Source organism: Paenibacillus xylaniclasticus (genome assembly GCF_004001065.1).
In the GTDB taxonomy this organism is placed as follows: Bacteria; Bacillota; Bacilli; order Paenibacillales; family Paenibacillaceae; genus Paenibacillus_T; species Paenibacillus_T xylaniclasticus.
Genome location: NZ_BIML01000030.1, coordinates 1 through 14,239, shown reverse-complemented (window position 1 = coordinate 14,239; position 14,239 = coordinate 1). Strand labels below are relative to the sequence as shown.

The following is a 14,239-nucleotide window of genomic DNA, read 5'->3' as shown; positions in this document are numbered from 1 at the left end:
CCGCTATATACGGTAAGGAGCCGTAAGCTCATATCGAAACGGAGGGGTTACTTATGTCTGTCCCTAACTATTCACAATACGTCCCGGTTAAGCAAAACAACATCACCGTCATTGAACCGGTCCGTGACGCTTCTCCTGACGAAACCGACATTATCGGCAACGAGTAGTTTCCGGCCGCTTATTATGCGTACGATGGCACGAACGTTTACTTCCGCATACGCCTGAATACAGACCCGAGGTTCAAAAGCAAATTCCGCAATTTCGTATGTGGAGTCTTGTTCGATACCGATAACAATCCTGCTGATTATGAGTGGCAGTTCGTTGTCAATGGGCTAGACAATGAACTGCAGCTTCTCGTCAATACAGCCAAAATTCCGAACGTCTAGAACGATCGAGCCGAAGGATCCGACGGCAGCGGCAAACCAAGCTACTCCTCGGCAATCGGAAATTTCGACATTTCACGCGCTATTGCGACAGACGATAACGCAACTCTCGGCGGAAGCACCAACTTTTCTCGACTTCTTCATTCCAGCCAGCACGCCGTCCACCGTATGCCGCGCTCTTGCATCACTTTTGTGTCGTTACGACGGGTGCTTGCACTTCAAAAACTATAAAGGCTTTGTGTACAGAATAGAGCAGCTTCGGAATAGAGTAGCAATAGCGAGTACCAAATGAGCATCAATGTTCGACTTATCCGAACAGCGGCGCTCATATGGAATAGGAGGGAGCAACGATGTTCATCCATGTTGTACAACTGGGAGACACTTTGTGGAGATTGGCGCAGCAATTCGGCGTAACGCCGACTGCGATCGCTACAGCGAACGGTATACCGATCGACGGAACGCTGGTGCAAGGCCAATCGCTAATTATTCCACTTCAGGCCGATGCTCATATTGTGGTACGCGGAGAAAGTCTGTGGTCGATTGCCGGTCGGTACGGTACGACGCCGGAGACGATTGCCCAGCTTAACGGCATTACATATCCATTCTATATTTATCCCGGCCAGCGGCTGCGGCTCCCGATGCTGACGAAGCCCACGATCGAAGTGAACGCGTATACCGAGAAATTCGACGAGGCCGGTCAACAGCTCATAACAGAGATCAGCAGCCTGCTTACTTATATAAGCCCTTTCAGCTACCATGTCGCCATTGATGGATCGCTGTCCGCTCCTGATGACGAACGGATCATACAAACTGCCCGTTCCCAGCGTGTGTTGCCCATGATGGTATTGTCTAACTTCAAGGACGGCACATTCGATTCCGACATCGCCCATGCCGTGCTGACCAACATGACGGTACAGAACCGACTCATCAATACGACGCTAGAGACGATGAGGCAAAAAGGCTACGGCGCTCTAAACATCGACTTCGAGTATGTTCCGCAAGCTGACCGTGAAGCGTACAACGAGTTTCTCCGCCGGTTCAAAGCGCGGCTTGCGCCTGCCGGCTACCTGCTCTCCACCTGCCTCGCTCCCAAGACGAGCGCTGAGCAAAAAGGTCGGCTGTATGAAGCGCATGATTACCCCGCTCATGGCGAAATTACCGACTTCGTCATTCTGATGACGTACGAATGGGGCTGGTCCGGCGGCCCTCCACGCGCCGTCGCACCGATTGACGAGGTGGAGAAGGTCGTCCGCTACGCGCTGTCGGTTATGCCAGCGAACAAAATTATGATGGGCATGCCGCTGTACGGCTATGACTGGACGCTGCCCTACGTGCAGGGAAACGAATGGGCGCCGTCGCTCAGCAATCCGGAAGCAATTCGTCGCGCAGCCCGTTACGGCGCAGTCATCCAATTCGACGGTCCAAGCCAATCGCCGTTCTACCGCTACTACGACGATAACGGGGTACAGCATGAGGTATGGTTCGAGGATGCCAGAAGCGTGCAGGCCAAATTTAATCTCGTCAAAGCACTGCATCTTAGAGGCGTCAGCTACTGGGTGCTCGGAACACCTTTTCGGCAAAATTGGGTGCTGCTCGGCTCCAACTTCAACGTGGCCAAGCGTGTGTAACGAACCGGCTGCAGAGCATAACAAAAAAAAGAACGGCGGAGCCGACCTTACGGTCACCTCCACCGTTCTTGCTTCATTACCCTTCCAGCCACACCGTCTTCGAAGCGGCCGGCTGCCGCTTGCCCGGCAGCTCCTTCATATCCGGATACCCAATATAGATTAGACCGACGAGCGACTCTTTCTCGCCCAGACCGAACGCTTCATGCATGAACGGATGATACATCGGGTCGCCGCTGCGCCAGACGGCGCCAAGCCCGTTGGCGTGTGCCGACAGCAGCAAATTTTGCACTGCCGCATGCACCGCAGCGAGCTCCTCGACAGCTGTTGCCCGCGGATTGTCAGAAGGCGAGCATACAGCCGCAATGACGACCGGAGCGCGCAGCGCTTTCGCCCGTTCCTTATGCAGCCGAGCCTCCAGCTCTTCTGCAGCCAAATCGCCAAGCCCCTCCCTCGCAATTCGCGCATAAGCTTCACCAAGTGTATTGCGTCCTTCTCCTGTCATAACAATAAACTTCCACGGCTCGGTGCCATGGTGATTCGGCGCCCAGGTCGCAGCTTCGATCAGCTCTTCGATCAACGTCTTGTCGACCGGATCTGGCTTCACCTTGCCAATACTGCGTCTCGTTCTTATAGCGTCCTTCAATAACATGACTGCCGACTCCTTTATCCACATCGAATATAATTCATAATCAATGTATACACATCAAGTTGGTTCAACAATCCTCATCCATTAGGACTCAAAATTCATATCGATCCGTTTCATCCACAGCAGCATAAGCGCCACCTCTTCATCCGAGAACTGCTCACGAATTTTCCGTTCGCCTTCCTCTACGATCGCCATCGCCATCGACTGCAGCTTCTGTCCGCTCTCGGTCAAATAAATTCGGTTCACTCGCGTATCCGTCTTATCCTGCACCCGCGTAATGAGTCCTTTCTCCTCTAGCCCCTTCAGCAGAAACGTAATCGAGGCCGGCTGAATGCCGAGCACCTTCACGATCTGCTTCTGCGTAACGCCCTGCTCCTCCCACAGCATCATCAGTACGCCAAGCTGCGAGTTCGTTACGCCTAACGGCTCTAGTCTTTGGTCGAGAAAATTGCATATGTGTCGGTAGTTCCGCTTCAGCCAAAAACCGAGCTTCGACACTAATAGCTGATCCATGCTCTACACTCTCCGACGATAGTCATTTCTTCTATCCTACAACACAATCCGATTCGCCGAAAGAGGCTAACCGTCTATTCACCCGCCTAATGTCCCCGCCATAAAATGAACCATACCAGCAAACAAACCAGGAGGACAACATACGATGACTCAGGGTTGCTTTCCCCGCCGACCAATGGAATACGAATACCGATACCGGGAGCTTCCGCCTGTTAACCCCGCCACATTGGGGCAGTCTGCTCATTCCTTTCAGCCTCTCTTACAGGATGCTTCCAGAATCGTCGCCAGACTCTCCGATCGTTCCTTCGCCACGACACTCATGACAGCCGCGCAAGCCGGACGTCAGGAAGAAGTAGATCGGTTGATGAATACGGCTGTAAGCGGCTCTCGTGTTCAGACCCGTTATACACCGAGCGGCGTCGTCATTACGATCGAGCCGCCCGATGAAGCGTCCACATGCTGTCGTCTTTCGATGACATTGAAGTGGGGCGCATAAGAAACGAACACCCCTTGTGCCGGTCCGCGTAAGGGGTGTTCGTTGATTTGAAGCGTCAGGCCTGCTTAACCTTGGCTCCCAATATATACATAACGAAGGATGATCAGTATCGCGAGAATCCACATTAGCGGATGGACCTTGTAGCCGCCGTTCTGCTCGCCTTTTTTGGTCACATTCGCAATGACAGCAAGCAGTACATACGATACGATACCGAACGAAATACCGTTCGCAATATTGTACGTGAACGGCATAAGCGCCAGCGTCAAGAACGACGGAATCGCGTATACCATATCGTTGAAATCAATATGCTTCACCGACGACATCATCAGCACGCCGACGATGACAAGAGCTGCAGCCGTTGCCGAGCCCGGAACGAGCGCTACAAGCGGCGACAGGAAGAGAGCGAGCAGGAAGCAGATCCCGGTCGTAACGGAAGTCAGACCCGTACGGCCGCCTTGTGCGACACCTGCGGAGCTTTCAACGTAAGCGGTAATCGTACTCGTGCCGAGCATAGCGCCGCCGCCTACTGCTACTGCATCGACGAGCATCGCTTTACCGACGCGCTTCTTGCCTTCTTCTTCATTCTTCATCAGACCGGCACGGCTCGCCGTACCGACGAGCGTTCCGAATGTATCGAACATTTCAACGAATGTGAACGTCAGAACGACCGAGATCAAGCCTGCTTCCATCACACCATTGAAATCAAAATTCCAGAAATTCAATTGACCGAAGTCAGGCGCCCAAGTCTGACCTGAAAGCGTCTCCTTGACGTTCACTTCGCCCATAATAATCGCGATAATCGTCGTACCGATAATGCCCCACAGAATCGCGCCCGGTACACGCATCACCATCAGAATAGCAATGAGGAATATACCGACGATCGTCAGCACGACGGCGTTATCCTCCAGACTGCCCATGTGAATAACCGTTTCGAAACCAAGTACATCCGTGAAGATGCCTTTCGGAATCTCTGTAACCGAATTCTCAACCGCAACCGTCAGCAGTCCGCTGTTCTTGAGACCGATGATCGTAATGAACAGACCAATACCGGCCGTAATCGCATGCTTCAAGCTCTCCGGCACGGCCGTAAGCAACATCTGGCGAACCTTCGTCACCGTCAGCACGATAAAGATCAAACCGGAAATAAAGACGGCCGTTAATGCGATTTCGGGTGATATTGTACCATTTGAGGTTAGCACCGTCGTTGCAAAATAGGCGTTAAGCCCCATACCTGGTGCAAGTGCGACTGGGAAGTTAACGAATATGCCCATAGCGACTGTAAAAATACCAGCCGCAAGCGCCGTCGCGAGGAAGATGCTCGTCCAGCTCAGTCCGGTCACAGACAAGACGTTCGGATTCAGCGCCAAAATATACGCCATGGTCATGAAAGTCGTCAAGCCCGCCATGATCTCTGTCCGCACATTTGTTCCGTGTTCCTTTAATCGAAAGAAACGATCCATTTTTTGAATATGCCTCCCTAAAAAATGTGATGGAACAAACAAAAAACCTAGGAAAATGGAAGCTGCTGCTTCGTATCTCTCCTAGGTTCCGCAAAAACAGGAAAAACATACACCACGCACATGGGACCGGTTGCGCAGGTCGTCTTTCCCGTCTTTTCGTAGCCAGATCATTTACGGTGATCTCGTAGAGACTCTCAAGCCAATTCTTGAGATTATACGAAAAGAATATTTTTGTTTGTCGAATATTATCAATCATCATTCTAAGGAGGGACCCTATGTTTGTCAATCTGAATTTACGAACGTTAAAAAGTGAAACGGCTTATAACCTTCGGTAATAGCTGGGAATTATCATCAAATGGCGGAATTTCCCCGTCACGATCACAGCTGCTCCTGCGTCATATTTCTTGCAGCATCAAGCTTTTGCAAAGTGATCGAGGCGAAGGAAGCGGGAAAATACGACATATTTCCGAGGACTCCCGGTCAATTACTTTTCTTTTACCTGTTACAGCCGAGGCTTTACAGATCAGCAGCCTGCACCAGCATATTGCAGTGGTATTCTACTCCGCCGCCAGTAAAATTGTTGCACGTTATGCAGACTCAGGCTAGACTTTGCATAATTGCACCTTAGTGTCTGCACAATATGCATAAATTCCAACCAGTAACTTGTTATTATCGGCGATTAGGCAACATTAAAATGTACTTTATGCAGTCGTTTTCTAATAGGCACCTATGTAAAAGACCAATACCTGCATAATCTGCAGGCATTGGTCCTATTCCTCACTCACGTAACTCTGCCGTCGACGCGCCGCGAACGGTGCTTCGATCCGCTTGCAGCTAGGCTCTCGCTGCGCCGTAGCTGCCATGCTTGCTGTACAGCAGAACCGCTGCAAAATCAGCAAGCCTCGCCGCCTGCTTCTCATATTGCTCCTGCGTCAGCTTTCCCGTCTCCAGCCTCGTAACCAACTTAGCTTGCAGAGCGGCTTCAATGACCAGCTTCACCACAGCAGCATCCGCCCCCCGTTCTTCCGCCAGCTGAGCCAGTGACTTACCTGCTTTAAGCTCCGCAGATAACTCATCCACCGTTAATCCGAGCACAGCCGCAATATGCCCATCCTCGAACAGCCTAAAGCCGACATATCCCCGACTCTGCTCTTTCTTGTTAAAGCCTCTATCTTGACCTTCAGATTCAGGATCAGCCGAAACCGACAGGGACGCACCTCCGCTTGCATAAATCGTATTATCGTTACGCCAATCACCAGCACTTAACGCCATAGCAAGAACAAGGGCGCTCACCGTCACCATTCTTACTTTATTATTCCTCATGCTTTTTCTCCCTTCGCATAATCGTATCGATCAGACTAAGAGGCGAGCATGTTAAGTGAACATCTAATGAATCCTCTAATAGACACTATAAACAGCTAACCTTAAATCAAACTGAAACTCACATTAAAAATAAACCGCTTTCATTTGAATGTTGTGAAATTTCCGGATCCCGCTTAATCGCCCATAATCTTTACTCGTCAAGCTCGGTCCATAATCTATTATACGCTGTAAAGAACAATTGGTCGCACCTTACGATTGAATATCCAGTGAACTTACTGCTTGTACCTTTTCATCCAAAATACTTCCAGGCGTGCTTCGCCCAGACGATAAAAACGAAGGTTACTTGTATCTAACCATTCGGGAAGGCGATGTACCTGCTGAAGTTATGGTTCTCCCAAACCGATAGGAGTGGTATTTATTATTTCAGAAAATGTATGGAGCCTTTAACATCGTCCGCTGGGTACCCTTCACAATTTGAGACTGAAAAAAGCACACCAGTGTCATCCTCTTCCCTTAACATTGCTTTACACTGATTTACAAATACACCGCCGCCACTATATTGATCTTTCGTCCTATCCTCTATCCAAACGATTTCGCCCTTGTCTAAATTAATGCTTGTTATGATCGGTCCGCTATCAATAGAATATCCAATTACGACTAAGTAATCGCTGCTATGATCCAAGTATCTCTCATATAGTGCATTCATACTGCTCAAAGCAGATCTATCGGATTGTCTGACAACTATTTTTTGAAGGCTCTCCTTCTCGTTCGTTACATTTAATCGAATAGAATACGCAAGACTGACCCCCAGAATAACGATTACAAGTGAAAGGAACCAAACGAGCTTCTTCATCCGCATCCCCTCTTAATAACTATTTAAGCTAAGATCCCTCTGGAGATTGAAAAGAAACTTCATAAGTACTGCCTAGTATTTTGTTCGAACTCGCTTTACTCTTTCTTATTCCGATATTCTTTTTATACCGCGGATTAAAAAGAATTCCTTCTAATCCGCATAATTAAGCGGACCAACTGCATCACGTGAGACTAATCTCAACACCTTCAAGACAATACTTTCCTCTCGCAAGATATGGAAGACGACTTGAAGGTGTTTTGCTGTTAGCGGCAACCACCGTTATTCGACAAAAAAAAATACTCCCTTTTATCTCGGGATACCGCAGATAAAAGAGAGTATTGAGTTACTATTGCTGAAGATCAACTAAAAATCAAGTACTCCGACCTACTCCCACTCAATCGTCGCTGGCGGCTTCGACGTGATGTCGTAGACGACGCGGTTGACGTTGTCGACCTCGTTGACGATGCGGACCGAGATTTTCTCCAGCACTTCCCAAGGAATACGTGCCCAGTCTGCCGTCATGCCGTCGATCGACGTTACGGCACGGATGCCGACCGTGTAGGAGTATGTGCGCGCGTCGCCCATAACGCCGACGCTCTTCATGCCCGGCAGCGCCGTGAAGTACTGCCAAATTTCGCGGTCTAGACCCGCTTTGGCGATCTCTTCGCGCAGAATTGCATCGGATTCGCGAACGATGTGAAGCTTGTCCTCCGTCACCTCGCCAAGCACGCGGATCGCAAGACCAGGGCCTGGGAATGGCTGACGGTGAACGATGACGTCCGGCAGGCCGCACTCGGAGCCAACCTTGCGAACCTCGTCCTTGAACAGCGCCTTGAGCGGCTCGACAAGCTTGAACTTCATGTCTTCTGGCAGGCCGCCAACGTTATGGTGCGATTTGATCGTTTGCGCCGTTGCCGTACCGCTCTCTACGATATCCGTATACAGCGTGCCTTGCGCAAGGAAATCGAACTCGCCCAGCTTAGCCGACTCTTCGTCGAAGACGTAGATGAACTCATTGCCGATAATTTTGCGCTTCTGCTCTGGATCGGTTACACCCTTGAGCTTGCTGAGGAACCTCTCGCTTGCGTCAATTTTGACCACTTTCATATCGAACTTGCCGACGAACGTCTCCATTACGCTCTCAGCCTCACCCTTGCGAAGCATGCCGTGGTCGATGAACATACAAGTCAGTTGGTCGCCAATCGCTTTATGAATGAGCATAGCAACGACGGAAGAATCTACGCCGCCGGACAAGCCGCACAGCACTTTCTTGTCGCCTACTTGCTCACGGATTTCACGAACCGTATCTTCAATAAACGTCTCCATGCTCCAAGTGCCTTCGCAGCCGCACACATTGAACAGGAAGTTGCGAATCATCTCATTACCGTAGACAGAGTGGCGAACCTCCGGATGGAATTGCACCGCATGGAAGTTACGGGAAGCATCGCTCATTGCCGCGATTGGCGCATGCTCCGTGCTGCCCGTTACCGTAAAGCCTGCAGGCGGCTCAACAACGAGATCGCTGTGACTCATCCATACCGTTTGTTTCGCATCCAGGCCGCTCGTCAGCGCGAAGTCAGGGGTAAAGTCGACTTCCGCTTTGCCGTATTCGCGTTTGCCTGCGCGCTGTACCTTACCTTCAAGCTGATGCGACATCAGCTGCATGCCATAGCAAATACCGAAGATCGGTACTCCAAGCTCGTATACGCCTGGATCGACCAGCGGCGAGCTTTCTTCATATACGCTTGCTGGTCCGCCCGAGAAGACGATACCTTTCGGATTAATTGCGCGAAGCTTCTCAACAGACGTGTTGTAAGGCAACAGCTCGCTGTATACGCCCAAGTCACGGATGCGGCGTGCGATCAGCTGATTGTACTGTCCCCCGAAGTCAAGGACGACGATGATTTCGTTCGGTTTATTCATTAGATCCTCCTAATAGTGTGCAGCTGAAAATATATATCAACGCTTAAGCCGTTGAGATTGAAGCTATATTATTGCCACTACCTTCAATGGGTACAAACCCTCCATCATGAACGTGTCAATTATATAAAACGTCGTTCACGGCAGTCAAGGCAACGATGATTCTCATGAGCTTTCTAGTCGGATTGGGTAAGGAACCATGACTCTGCTTTCGTTCCTGTAAACCTATGGAGATTTTATTCAGTCCGCCAGCTTTATAAATAACTCAAGAAATATCAGCTAGAAATACCGAGCGCCCGTTTGCAATATGCAGATGGGCGTCTTGTTTATCTACAGCCTTACCGATGAATAAAATCAACCACCCCAACCATAATAAGCATGTTACTCCAGATAACAACCAAACTATGCGATTCGCAGTTAGGGTGATGGACATGGCAGCTAGCATTCCCCGTAAAATATCGTTCCTTCAGGCAGCCATGATCGTGATGCTCGCTAACGGTCTGCTTAGTCATGTGATTGTGAATCCGGCCCTGCTGGACGCATCCGGTCGCGATGCCTGGATAACCGTCATCGCATCGGGAGTCTTATTCATCCCATGGTGCATGCTGCTAGCTCTCGCCATGAGGCGAATGGGCCAGCAAAAGCTGTTCCCGTATCTCGCAGAGCATACGCATCCCGTATTTGCCTGGCTGCTCGTCCTGCCGGCGCTGGCCTGCTTATACTTTATCGGAGCAATGACCGTTACGTATACGACGACATGGACCATTTCGAATTATTTGCCCGTCACTCCGCCATTGGTGCTTGCCCTCGTCCTCGTGACGATAAGCGCCTTCAGCGCGATCTGGGGGATAAGAGTCATTGCGATTACATCGGGTGTACTCCTTCCTATCGTCGTGATACTTGGTTATTTCGTCAGCATTTCTAACTCGCCGCAGAAGGACTTTCGGCTGCTGAAGCCTTTTCTTGAGCATGGATGGGACAGAGTCTGGGATGGACTTATCTATGCTTGGGGCGGATACGTGGAATTCGCGTTTCTCTTCCTGATGATGCACCATATCCAGACCAAAATAAAGCCTTGGCACATCGCGCTGCTCGCCCTAATAATGGTCTACATTTCGTTAGGTCCCATCGTAGGGGCTATTACGGAATTCGGACCGTACGAAGCAGCTAGGCAAATGACTTCGCCGTACGAGCAGTGGAGGCTTGTCAAGCTGGGCAACTACGTCGAGCATGTCGACTTCTTCTCGATCTATCAATGGGAATCCGGCGCCGTCATCCGTACTGCGCTTGCCATCTTCTTGATCATCGATTTGCTGCCCATTACAAGCTCGAAAATCCGTCTCATCGCAATCGGCCTAATAGCCGTCAGCTACATTGCGATCTCGTTAATGCCGATTAACGAGTACAGCTACTATCTATTCTTGTACCATTACTACTTTCCGATATCGTTCATCGTTCTGCTGGCGACATCCGCTGTGTGGATGATGATTTCATGCTTTGTGAAACCGGCAAAGGAGGTACGCACATGACCGGCTCAGGTACATCACAAGACTCCAGCAGCGCTGATAAAAAATATAAGGTCGCCCCTAGCACCAATAACCAACCAAGCGATCAAGGCGGCGATCCTAACGCAGCGGCTCAAAGCAATAATGAAAATAAACCCGGTAACACGGGAGGCTCAACCGATAGCGGCAAGCAGCAAAGTGCGCAGCAGAGCGATCCCGGCTCTGCATCTGCGAATCAAGGATCAAACCAACAGCAGCCCGAAGGCCAAAATAACAAGCCTGTAACCGGACCCGACGGCCATTGGACGGAGGACAAGCTGAAGGCGGTTTTCGCGCAATCCAAGGATGTGTCGTTTCATTCCTACCAGCTTACTCAGGATCCGTCGTCTAACGTCGTCCTCATCCTTGCCGAAGGCTTGAGCGACGGCTCTATGATCGCCCAATCCATACTACCGGGCCTTCTGTCCATGTATGAGAACGGCATCACCCGCGATACCCAGCCGACCAAATGGACAGGCGAGCTGCCGCTCGTGCCGATTGAACGCACTGCTAGGCCCGAAGAGCTGGCGGAGACGGTGTTTCGCGGCAGCATGCTGGTGCTGATGCCCGCAATCGATACCCTGTTCTCGCTCGATATAGCGAGCCCTCCTCGGCGCACGCCGAACGATTCGAACACTGAAATTTCAATTAAAGGGCCGCGGGACTGCTTCGTCGAGGAAATTATGACGAACATTGCGCTTATTCGCAAACGGGTCAAAAGCGATTCGCTTTGCTATGAAACGTATGTCATCGGAACACGAACGAAAACGCGTGTCGGGCTCGTATATTTTAAAGATATTTTATCGCCGGATATATTGACGGAAGCACGCAAGCGGCTTCAGCAGATCGACATCGACGGACTGCACAGCATCGGTCAACTGGAAGAAATCATTTCGGACTACAAGTACACGATAATGCCGATGCTCGACTTCACCGGCCGCCCCGATTATGCGGTCAGCAGCCTGCTGGCAGGAAGGTTCGTCATCTTGATGGACGGCAATCCGATGGCGCTCATCGGGCCGGGCACGCTGTCGCTGCTGATGAAATCGCCGGAAGACATCCATTTCAACTTTTTTTATGTCTCGTTCGCGAGGGCCATTCGTCTTGTCAGCTTACTTGTTACGCTGCTGCTCCCGGGCATTTGGGTAGCGTTAATGGCGTTCCATCAAGATCAGCTGCCATTCCGAATGATGGCAACCATCTCCGTATCCAGAATCGGTCTGCCGTTGTCGCCGCAGATGGAGTTTTTCATCCTGCTGCTCTTGCTCGAAATCTTCCGCGAGGCCGGTGTCCGCCTTCCGAACCCGATCGGTCAGACGCTAACGGTCGTCGGAGGGCTCATTATCGGAGATGCATCAATTCGTGCCGGACTTGTATCACCATCTGTCGTCGTCGTCGGCGCTGTAACGGCGGTAGCCGGCGTCACGCTCATCAACCAGACGCTTAGCACGACGGTCAGCTTAGTGCGGCTGCTTATTTTTCTGCTCGGGTGCTTCCTTGGCATGTATGGCGTTATTCTTGGCATCGTGCTGTTCGCTGCCTACTTGTCCAGACTACAATCGTTCGGTGTGCCATACACAGCACCGCTGTCGCCGATGAGACTGAAGGAGCTGCTCCCCTCCTTCCTCCGCGTTCCTTGGAAGCACATGCCGAATCGGCCGACCGATGTCCACCCGGCAGACCCTGACCATCAGCCGGAGCAGGCGTCATGAAGCTCAGCGCTCGCAAGCTCATTCGTTGTGCGGCTGCTGCCTTACTGCTCGTCTCATCTCTTACGATACTTTCAGGCTGCTGGAACTCAAAGGATATTCAGAACATGGCTTACGTAACGGCTATCGGTCTTGACTATTCGGAGGGAAAGTATATCACCTACGTTCAAGTATTGAATTTCTCAAATGTCGCACGGTCAGAAGGCGTTGAGCTTGGGAAGAAGGTGCCGAGCTGGATCGGCAAAGGAGTAGGCACCACGGTTATCGGATCAATTAACTCTCTGTTCGCGACCTCGCAGCTTCGGCTGTTTTGGGGTCATGTTAAAGCCGTCGTCGTTACTGAAAGCTTGATGCGCCAAGGGATCACCGAAACCTATAACGCATTGAACCGATATCGGGAAATCCGATATAACGTGCTCGTCTACGGGACGAAAGAGAAGCTGACCGATATTTTTACACAAAAATCGATCTTGAACATGTCGCCGCTCGAAACGCTGATGTATACGCCGCAGGATACGTACGAACAGTACTCTATCATCATGCCGATTCAAGGACATAAAACGATCGCAGCTATTCATGAGCCGACTGAACCGCTTATGATTCCTTCCCTCTCGATCACGAAGAAAGTCTGGAACGAGGACGAGAAACATGTTCCCATGTTTAAAATTTCGGGAGCGTACTTCTTCAAAGATAAAAAGATGACGAGCTGGATGTCCATCGAGGACCTGAAGGGAGTTCGATGGACGCAGCGCAATTTAGGGCAGGCCTATCTCCAAGTGCCTAAGCAAGGAAAGCCTATTGCTGTACTTTTCCTGAGAAGGCCCAAATTTTCTATTCACCCCGTCATATCGGGCAGTAAGGTGCAGTATGACCTGGAGGTACGAATCAGTGGTCGGCTGGCGGAGCTGCTCGAGCAGGAGAGCCTCCCGAAGCTGGAGCAGCTTGGAGCGCAAACGATCAAGGAGCAAATCGAAGAGACGTACCGAAAAGGTGTTGCTGCGAATTGCGACGTGTTCAAGCTTCGACAGCAGCTTTACCGGAACCACCCATCCGTGTGGAAGCGTCTCAAAGCTACTACGCTTGACGAACAATCGCTGCGCCATGTCCGTGTCAAGGTGTCCATTATAAGTACGGGGAAATATAAGGGGCGTGTGGAGTAGGGAATGACGATTAGACCGCTACGAGTAATGTACACAGGAACTGGGCCTCGTTGAGGATCGATATGAGCTGATTACGCAAAATATCTGCATAGTATGCATACTTCCGCCTCTCATCTATTGCATAGGGCTGAATTAATGCGTGGAGTACAGAAATTTGTATCAGCTGAAGTTGATCGCCTGCAATAAACAAAAAAGGGTTGGGCATTTTCTGCTCAACCCTTTTATTAACTTATTGAACAGCTCCGTCTTGCTGGTAAGTTCTTGTGCCTCCGCCCCGAGCGGAGCTGCGGCTCTTGAGCGTATGAACAACGTCCATAAGCTGCTGCGGGGTCGGCGGACGGAACGCGTCATCTCCGCCGCAGCGCGCTGCCTCGTCCCACTTCAGAAACTGTTCAAAAGCAGTGCGCTCCGCGTCCTTCAGCGGCAGGCTCGCGCCATAGCTGCGCGCGCTCTGCGCCTCCGGGCGCGCGCCGAACCGGCGCTCGAGACGCCGCCACAGCGCATCCGACGCGGCGAGATAGCTCGCCCGCGTCGCCGCCGCTGACGGCGCGTCCGCGCCCTGGGCGCGGGCATAGCCGCGCAGCGCCGCCGCCATGCCGCGGCG

12 protein-coding genes and 1 riboswitch are annotated in these 14,239 nt (G+C 51.2%); of the genes, 5 read left to right on the top strand and 7 right to left on the bottom strand.

Going from position 1 to position 14,239, the window contains the following annotated elements:
- The first annotated feature begins 733 nt into the window (after positions 1-733).
- Entirely contained in the window at positions 734-2,011 is a 1,278-nt protein-coding gene (locus tag PXY01_RS19000; RefSeq protein ID WP_127572192.1) for a glycoside hydrolase family 18 protein, read from the top strand.
- Between the two features lie 76 nt (positions 2,012-2,087).
- On the opposite strand, the gene PXY01_RS18995 is transcribed toward PXY01_RS19000, so the two are convergent.
- Positions 2,088-2,660: a nitroreductase family protein gene (locus PXY01_RS18995; protein ID WP_127572190.1), complete on the bottom strand. Its 573-nt coding sequence runs from the start codon at positions 2,658-2,660 to the stop codon at positions 2,088-2,090.
- Between the two features lie 81 nt (positions 2,661-2,741).
- The gene (locus tag PXY01_RS18990) at positions 2,742-3,170 is read right to left on the bottom strand and encodes a MarR family winged helix-turn-helix transcriptional regulator (RefSeq protein ID WP_127572188.1); all 429 of its coding nucleotides are present in this window, start codon (positions 3,168-3,170) and stop codon (positions 2,742-2,744) included.
- A 145-nt stretch (positions 3,171-3,315) separates the two neighbouring features.
- Here PXY01_RS18990 and PXY01_RS18985 point away from each other — a divergent pair, with 145 nt between their 5' ends.
- A complete protein-coding gene (locus PXY01_RS18985) occupies positions 3,316-3,666 on the top strand; it encodes a YuzC family spore coat inner layer protein (protein WP_127572186.1) in 351 nt (116 codons plus the stop codon).
- 65 nt (positions 3,667-3,731) lie between these two features.
- Here PXY01_RS18985 and PXY01_RS18980 read toward each other — a convergent pair whose 3' ends face one another.
- The 4 genes from PXY01_RS18980 to guaA all read right to left on the bottom strand — a co-directional run bounded on the left by PXY01_RS18980 (position 3,732) and on the right by guaA (position 9,225).
- The gene (locus PXY01_RS18980) at positions 3,732-5,126 is read right to left on the bottom strand and encodes an NCS2 family permease (RefSeq protein ID WP_127572184.1); all 1,395 of its coding nucleotides are present in this window, start codon (positions 5,124-5,126) and stop codon (positions 3,732-3,734) included.
- Between the two features lie 139 nt (positions 5,127-5,265).
- A riboswitch (purine riboswitch) is annotated at positions 5,266-5,366 on the bottom strand.
- Between the two features lie 594 nt (positions 5,367-5,960).
- Complete coding sequence (locus PXY01_RS18975) at positions 5,961-6,449, bottom strand: hypothetical protein (protein WP_127572182.1); 489 nt, start codon at positions 6,447-6,449, stop codon at positions 5,961-5,963.
- Between the two features lie 418 nt (positions 6,450-6,867).
- Positions 6,868-7,302, bottom strand: a complete 435-nt coding sequence (locus tag PXY01_RS18970) for a DUF4362 domain-containing protein (protein ID WP_164744489.1) — start codon at positions 7,300-7,302, stop codon at positions 6,868-6,870.
- A gap of 384 nt (positions 7,303-7,686) precedes the next feature.
- Entirely contained in the window at positions 7,687-9,225 is a 1,539-nt protein-coding gene (gene guaA, locus PXY01_RS18965) for a glutamine-hydrolyzing GMP synthase (RefSeq protein WP_127572178.1), read from the bottom strand.
- Positions 9,226-9,653: 428 nt separating this feature from the next.
- On the opposite strand from guaA, the gene PXY01_RS18960 reads away from it, so the two are divergent.
- Genes PXY01_RS18960 through PXY01_RS18950 form a run of 3 tightly spaced genes read left to right on the top strand, consistent with a single transcriptional unit; the run spans position 9,654 to position 13,635 of the window.
- Positions 9,654-10,751 carry an endospore germination permease gene (locus tag PXY01_RS18960; protein WP_127572176.1) on the top strand — a complete coding sequence of 366 codons (1,098 nt, stop codon included), beginning with the start codon at positions 9,654-9,656 and terminating at the stop codon, positions 10,749-10,751.
- A complete protein-coding gene (locus PXY01_RS18955; protein ID WP_127572174.1) occupies positions 10,748-12,478 on the top strand; it encodes a spore germination protein in 1,731 nt (576 codons plus the stop codon). Before PXY01_RS18960 ends, PXY01_RS18955 begins: the two co-directional genes overlap by 4 nt.
- Positions 12,475-13,635 carry a Ger(x)C family spore germination protein gene (locus PXY01_RS18950; protein ID WP_127572172.1) on the top strand — a complete coding sequence of 387 codons (1,161 nt, stop codon included), beginning with the start codon at positions 12,475-12,477 and terminating at the stop codon, positions 13,633-13,635. Before PXY01_RS18955 ends, PXY01_RS18950 begins: the two co-directional genes overlap by 4 nt.
- Positions 13,636-13,864: 229 nt before the next feature.
- On the opposite strand, the gene PXY01_RS22440 is transcribed toward PXY01_RS18950, so the two are convergent.
- Positions 13,865-14,239, bottom strand: a 375-nt coding sequence (locus PXY01_RS22440; protein ID WP_164744488.1) for a hypothetical protein, incomplete at its 5' end; no start/stop codon positions are given.

What these genes read in the sequence shown, in the direction of transcription:
- PXY01_RS18985 (WP_127572186.1), top strand. Translation starts at nt 3,316, where the DNA reads ATGACTCAGGGTTGCTTTCCCCGCCGACCAATGGAATACGAATACCGA.
- guaA (WP_127572178.1), bottom strand. Translation starts at nt 9,225, where the DNA reads ATGAATAAACCGAACGAAATCATCGTCGTCCTTGACTTCGGGGGACAG.
- PXY01_RS18960 (WP_127572176.1), top strand. Translation starts at nt 9,654, where the DNA reads ATGGCAGCTAGCATTCCCCGTAAAATATCGTTCCTTCAGGCAGCCATG.
- PXY01_RS19000 (WP_127572192.1), top strand. Translation starts at nt 734, where the DNA reads ATGTTCATCCATGTTGTACAACTGGGAGACACTTTGTGGAGATTGGCG.
- PXY01_RS18950 (WP_127572172.1), top strand. Translation starts at nt 12,475, where the DNA reads ATGAAGCTCAGCGCTCGCAAGCTCATTCGTTGTGCGGCTGCTGCCTTA.
- PXY01_RS18995 (WP_127572190.1), bottom strand. Translation starts at nt 2,660, where the DNA reads ATGTTATTGAAGGACGCTATAAGAACGAGACGCAGTATTGGCAAGGTG.
- PXY01_RS18955 (WP_127572174.1), top strand. Translation starts at nt 10,748, where the DNA reads ATGACCGGCTCAGGTACATCACAAGACTCCAGCAGCGCTGATAAAAAA.
- PXY01_RS18980 (WP_127572184.1), bottom strand. Translation starts at nt 5,126, where the DNA reads ATGGATCGTTTCTTTCGATTAAAGGAACACGGAACAAATGTGCGGACA.
- PXY01_RS18975 (WP_127572182.1), bottom strand. Translation starts at nt 6,449, where the DNA reads ATGAGGAATAATAAAGTAAGAATGGTGACGGTGAGCGCCCTTGTTCTT.
- PXY01_RS18970 (WP_164744489.1), bottom strand. Translation starts at nt 7,302, where the DNA reads ATGAAGAAGCTCGTTTGGTTCCTTTCACTTGTAATCGTTATTCTGGGG.
- PXY01_RS18990 (WP_127572188.1), bottom strand. Translation starts at nt 3,170, where the DNA reads ATGGATCAGCTATTAGTGTCGAAGCTCGGTTTTTGGCTGAAGCGGAAC.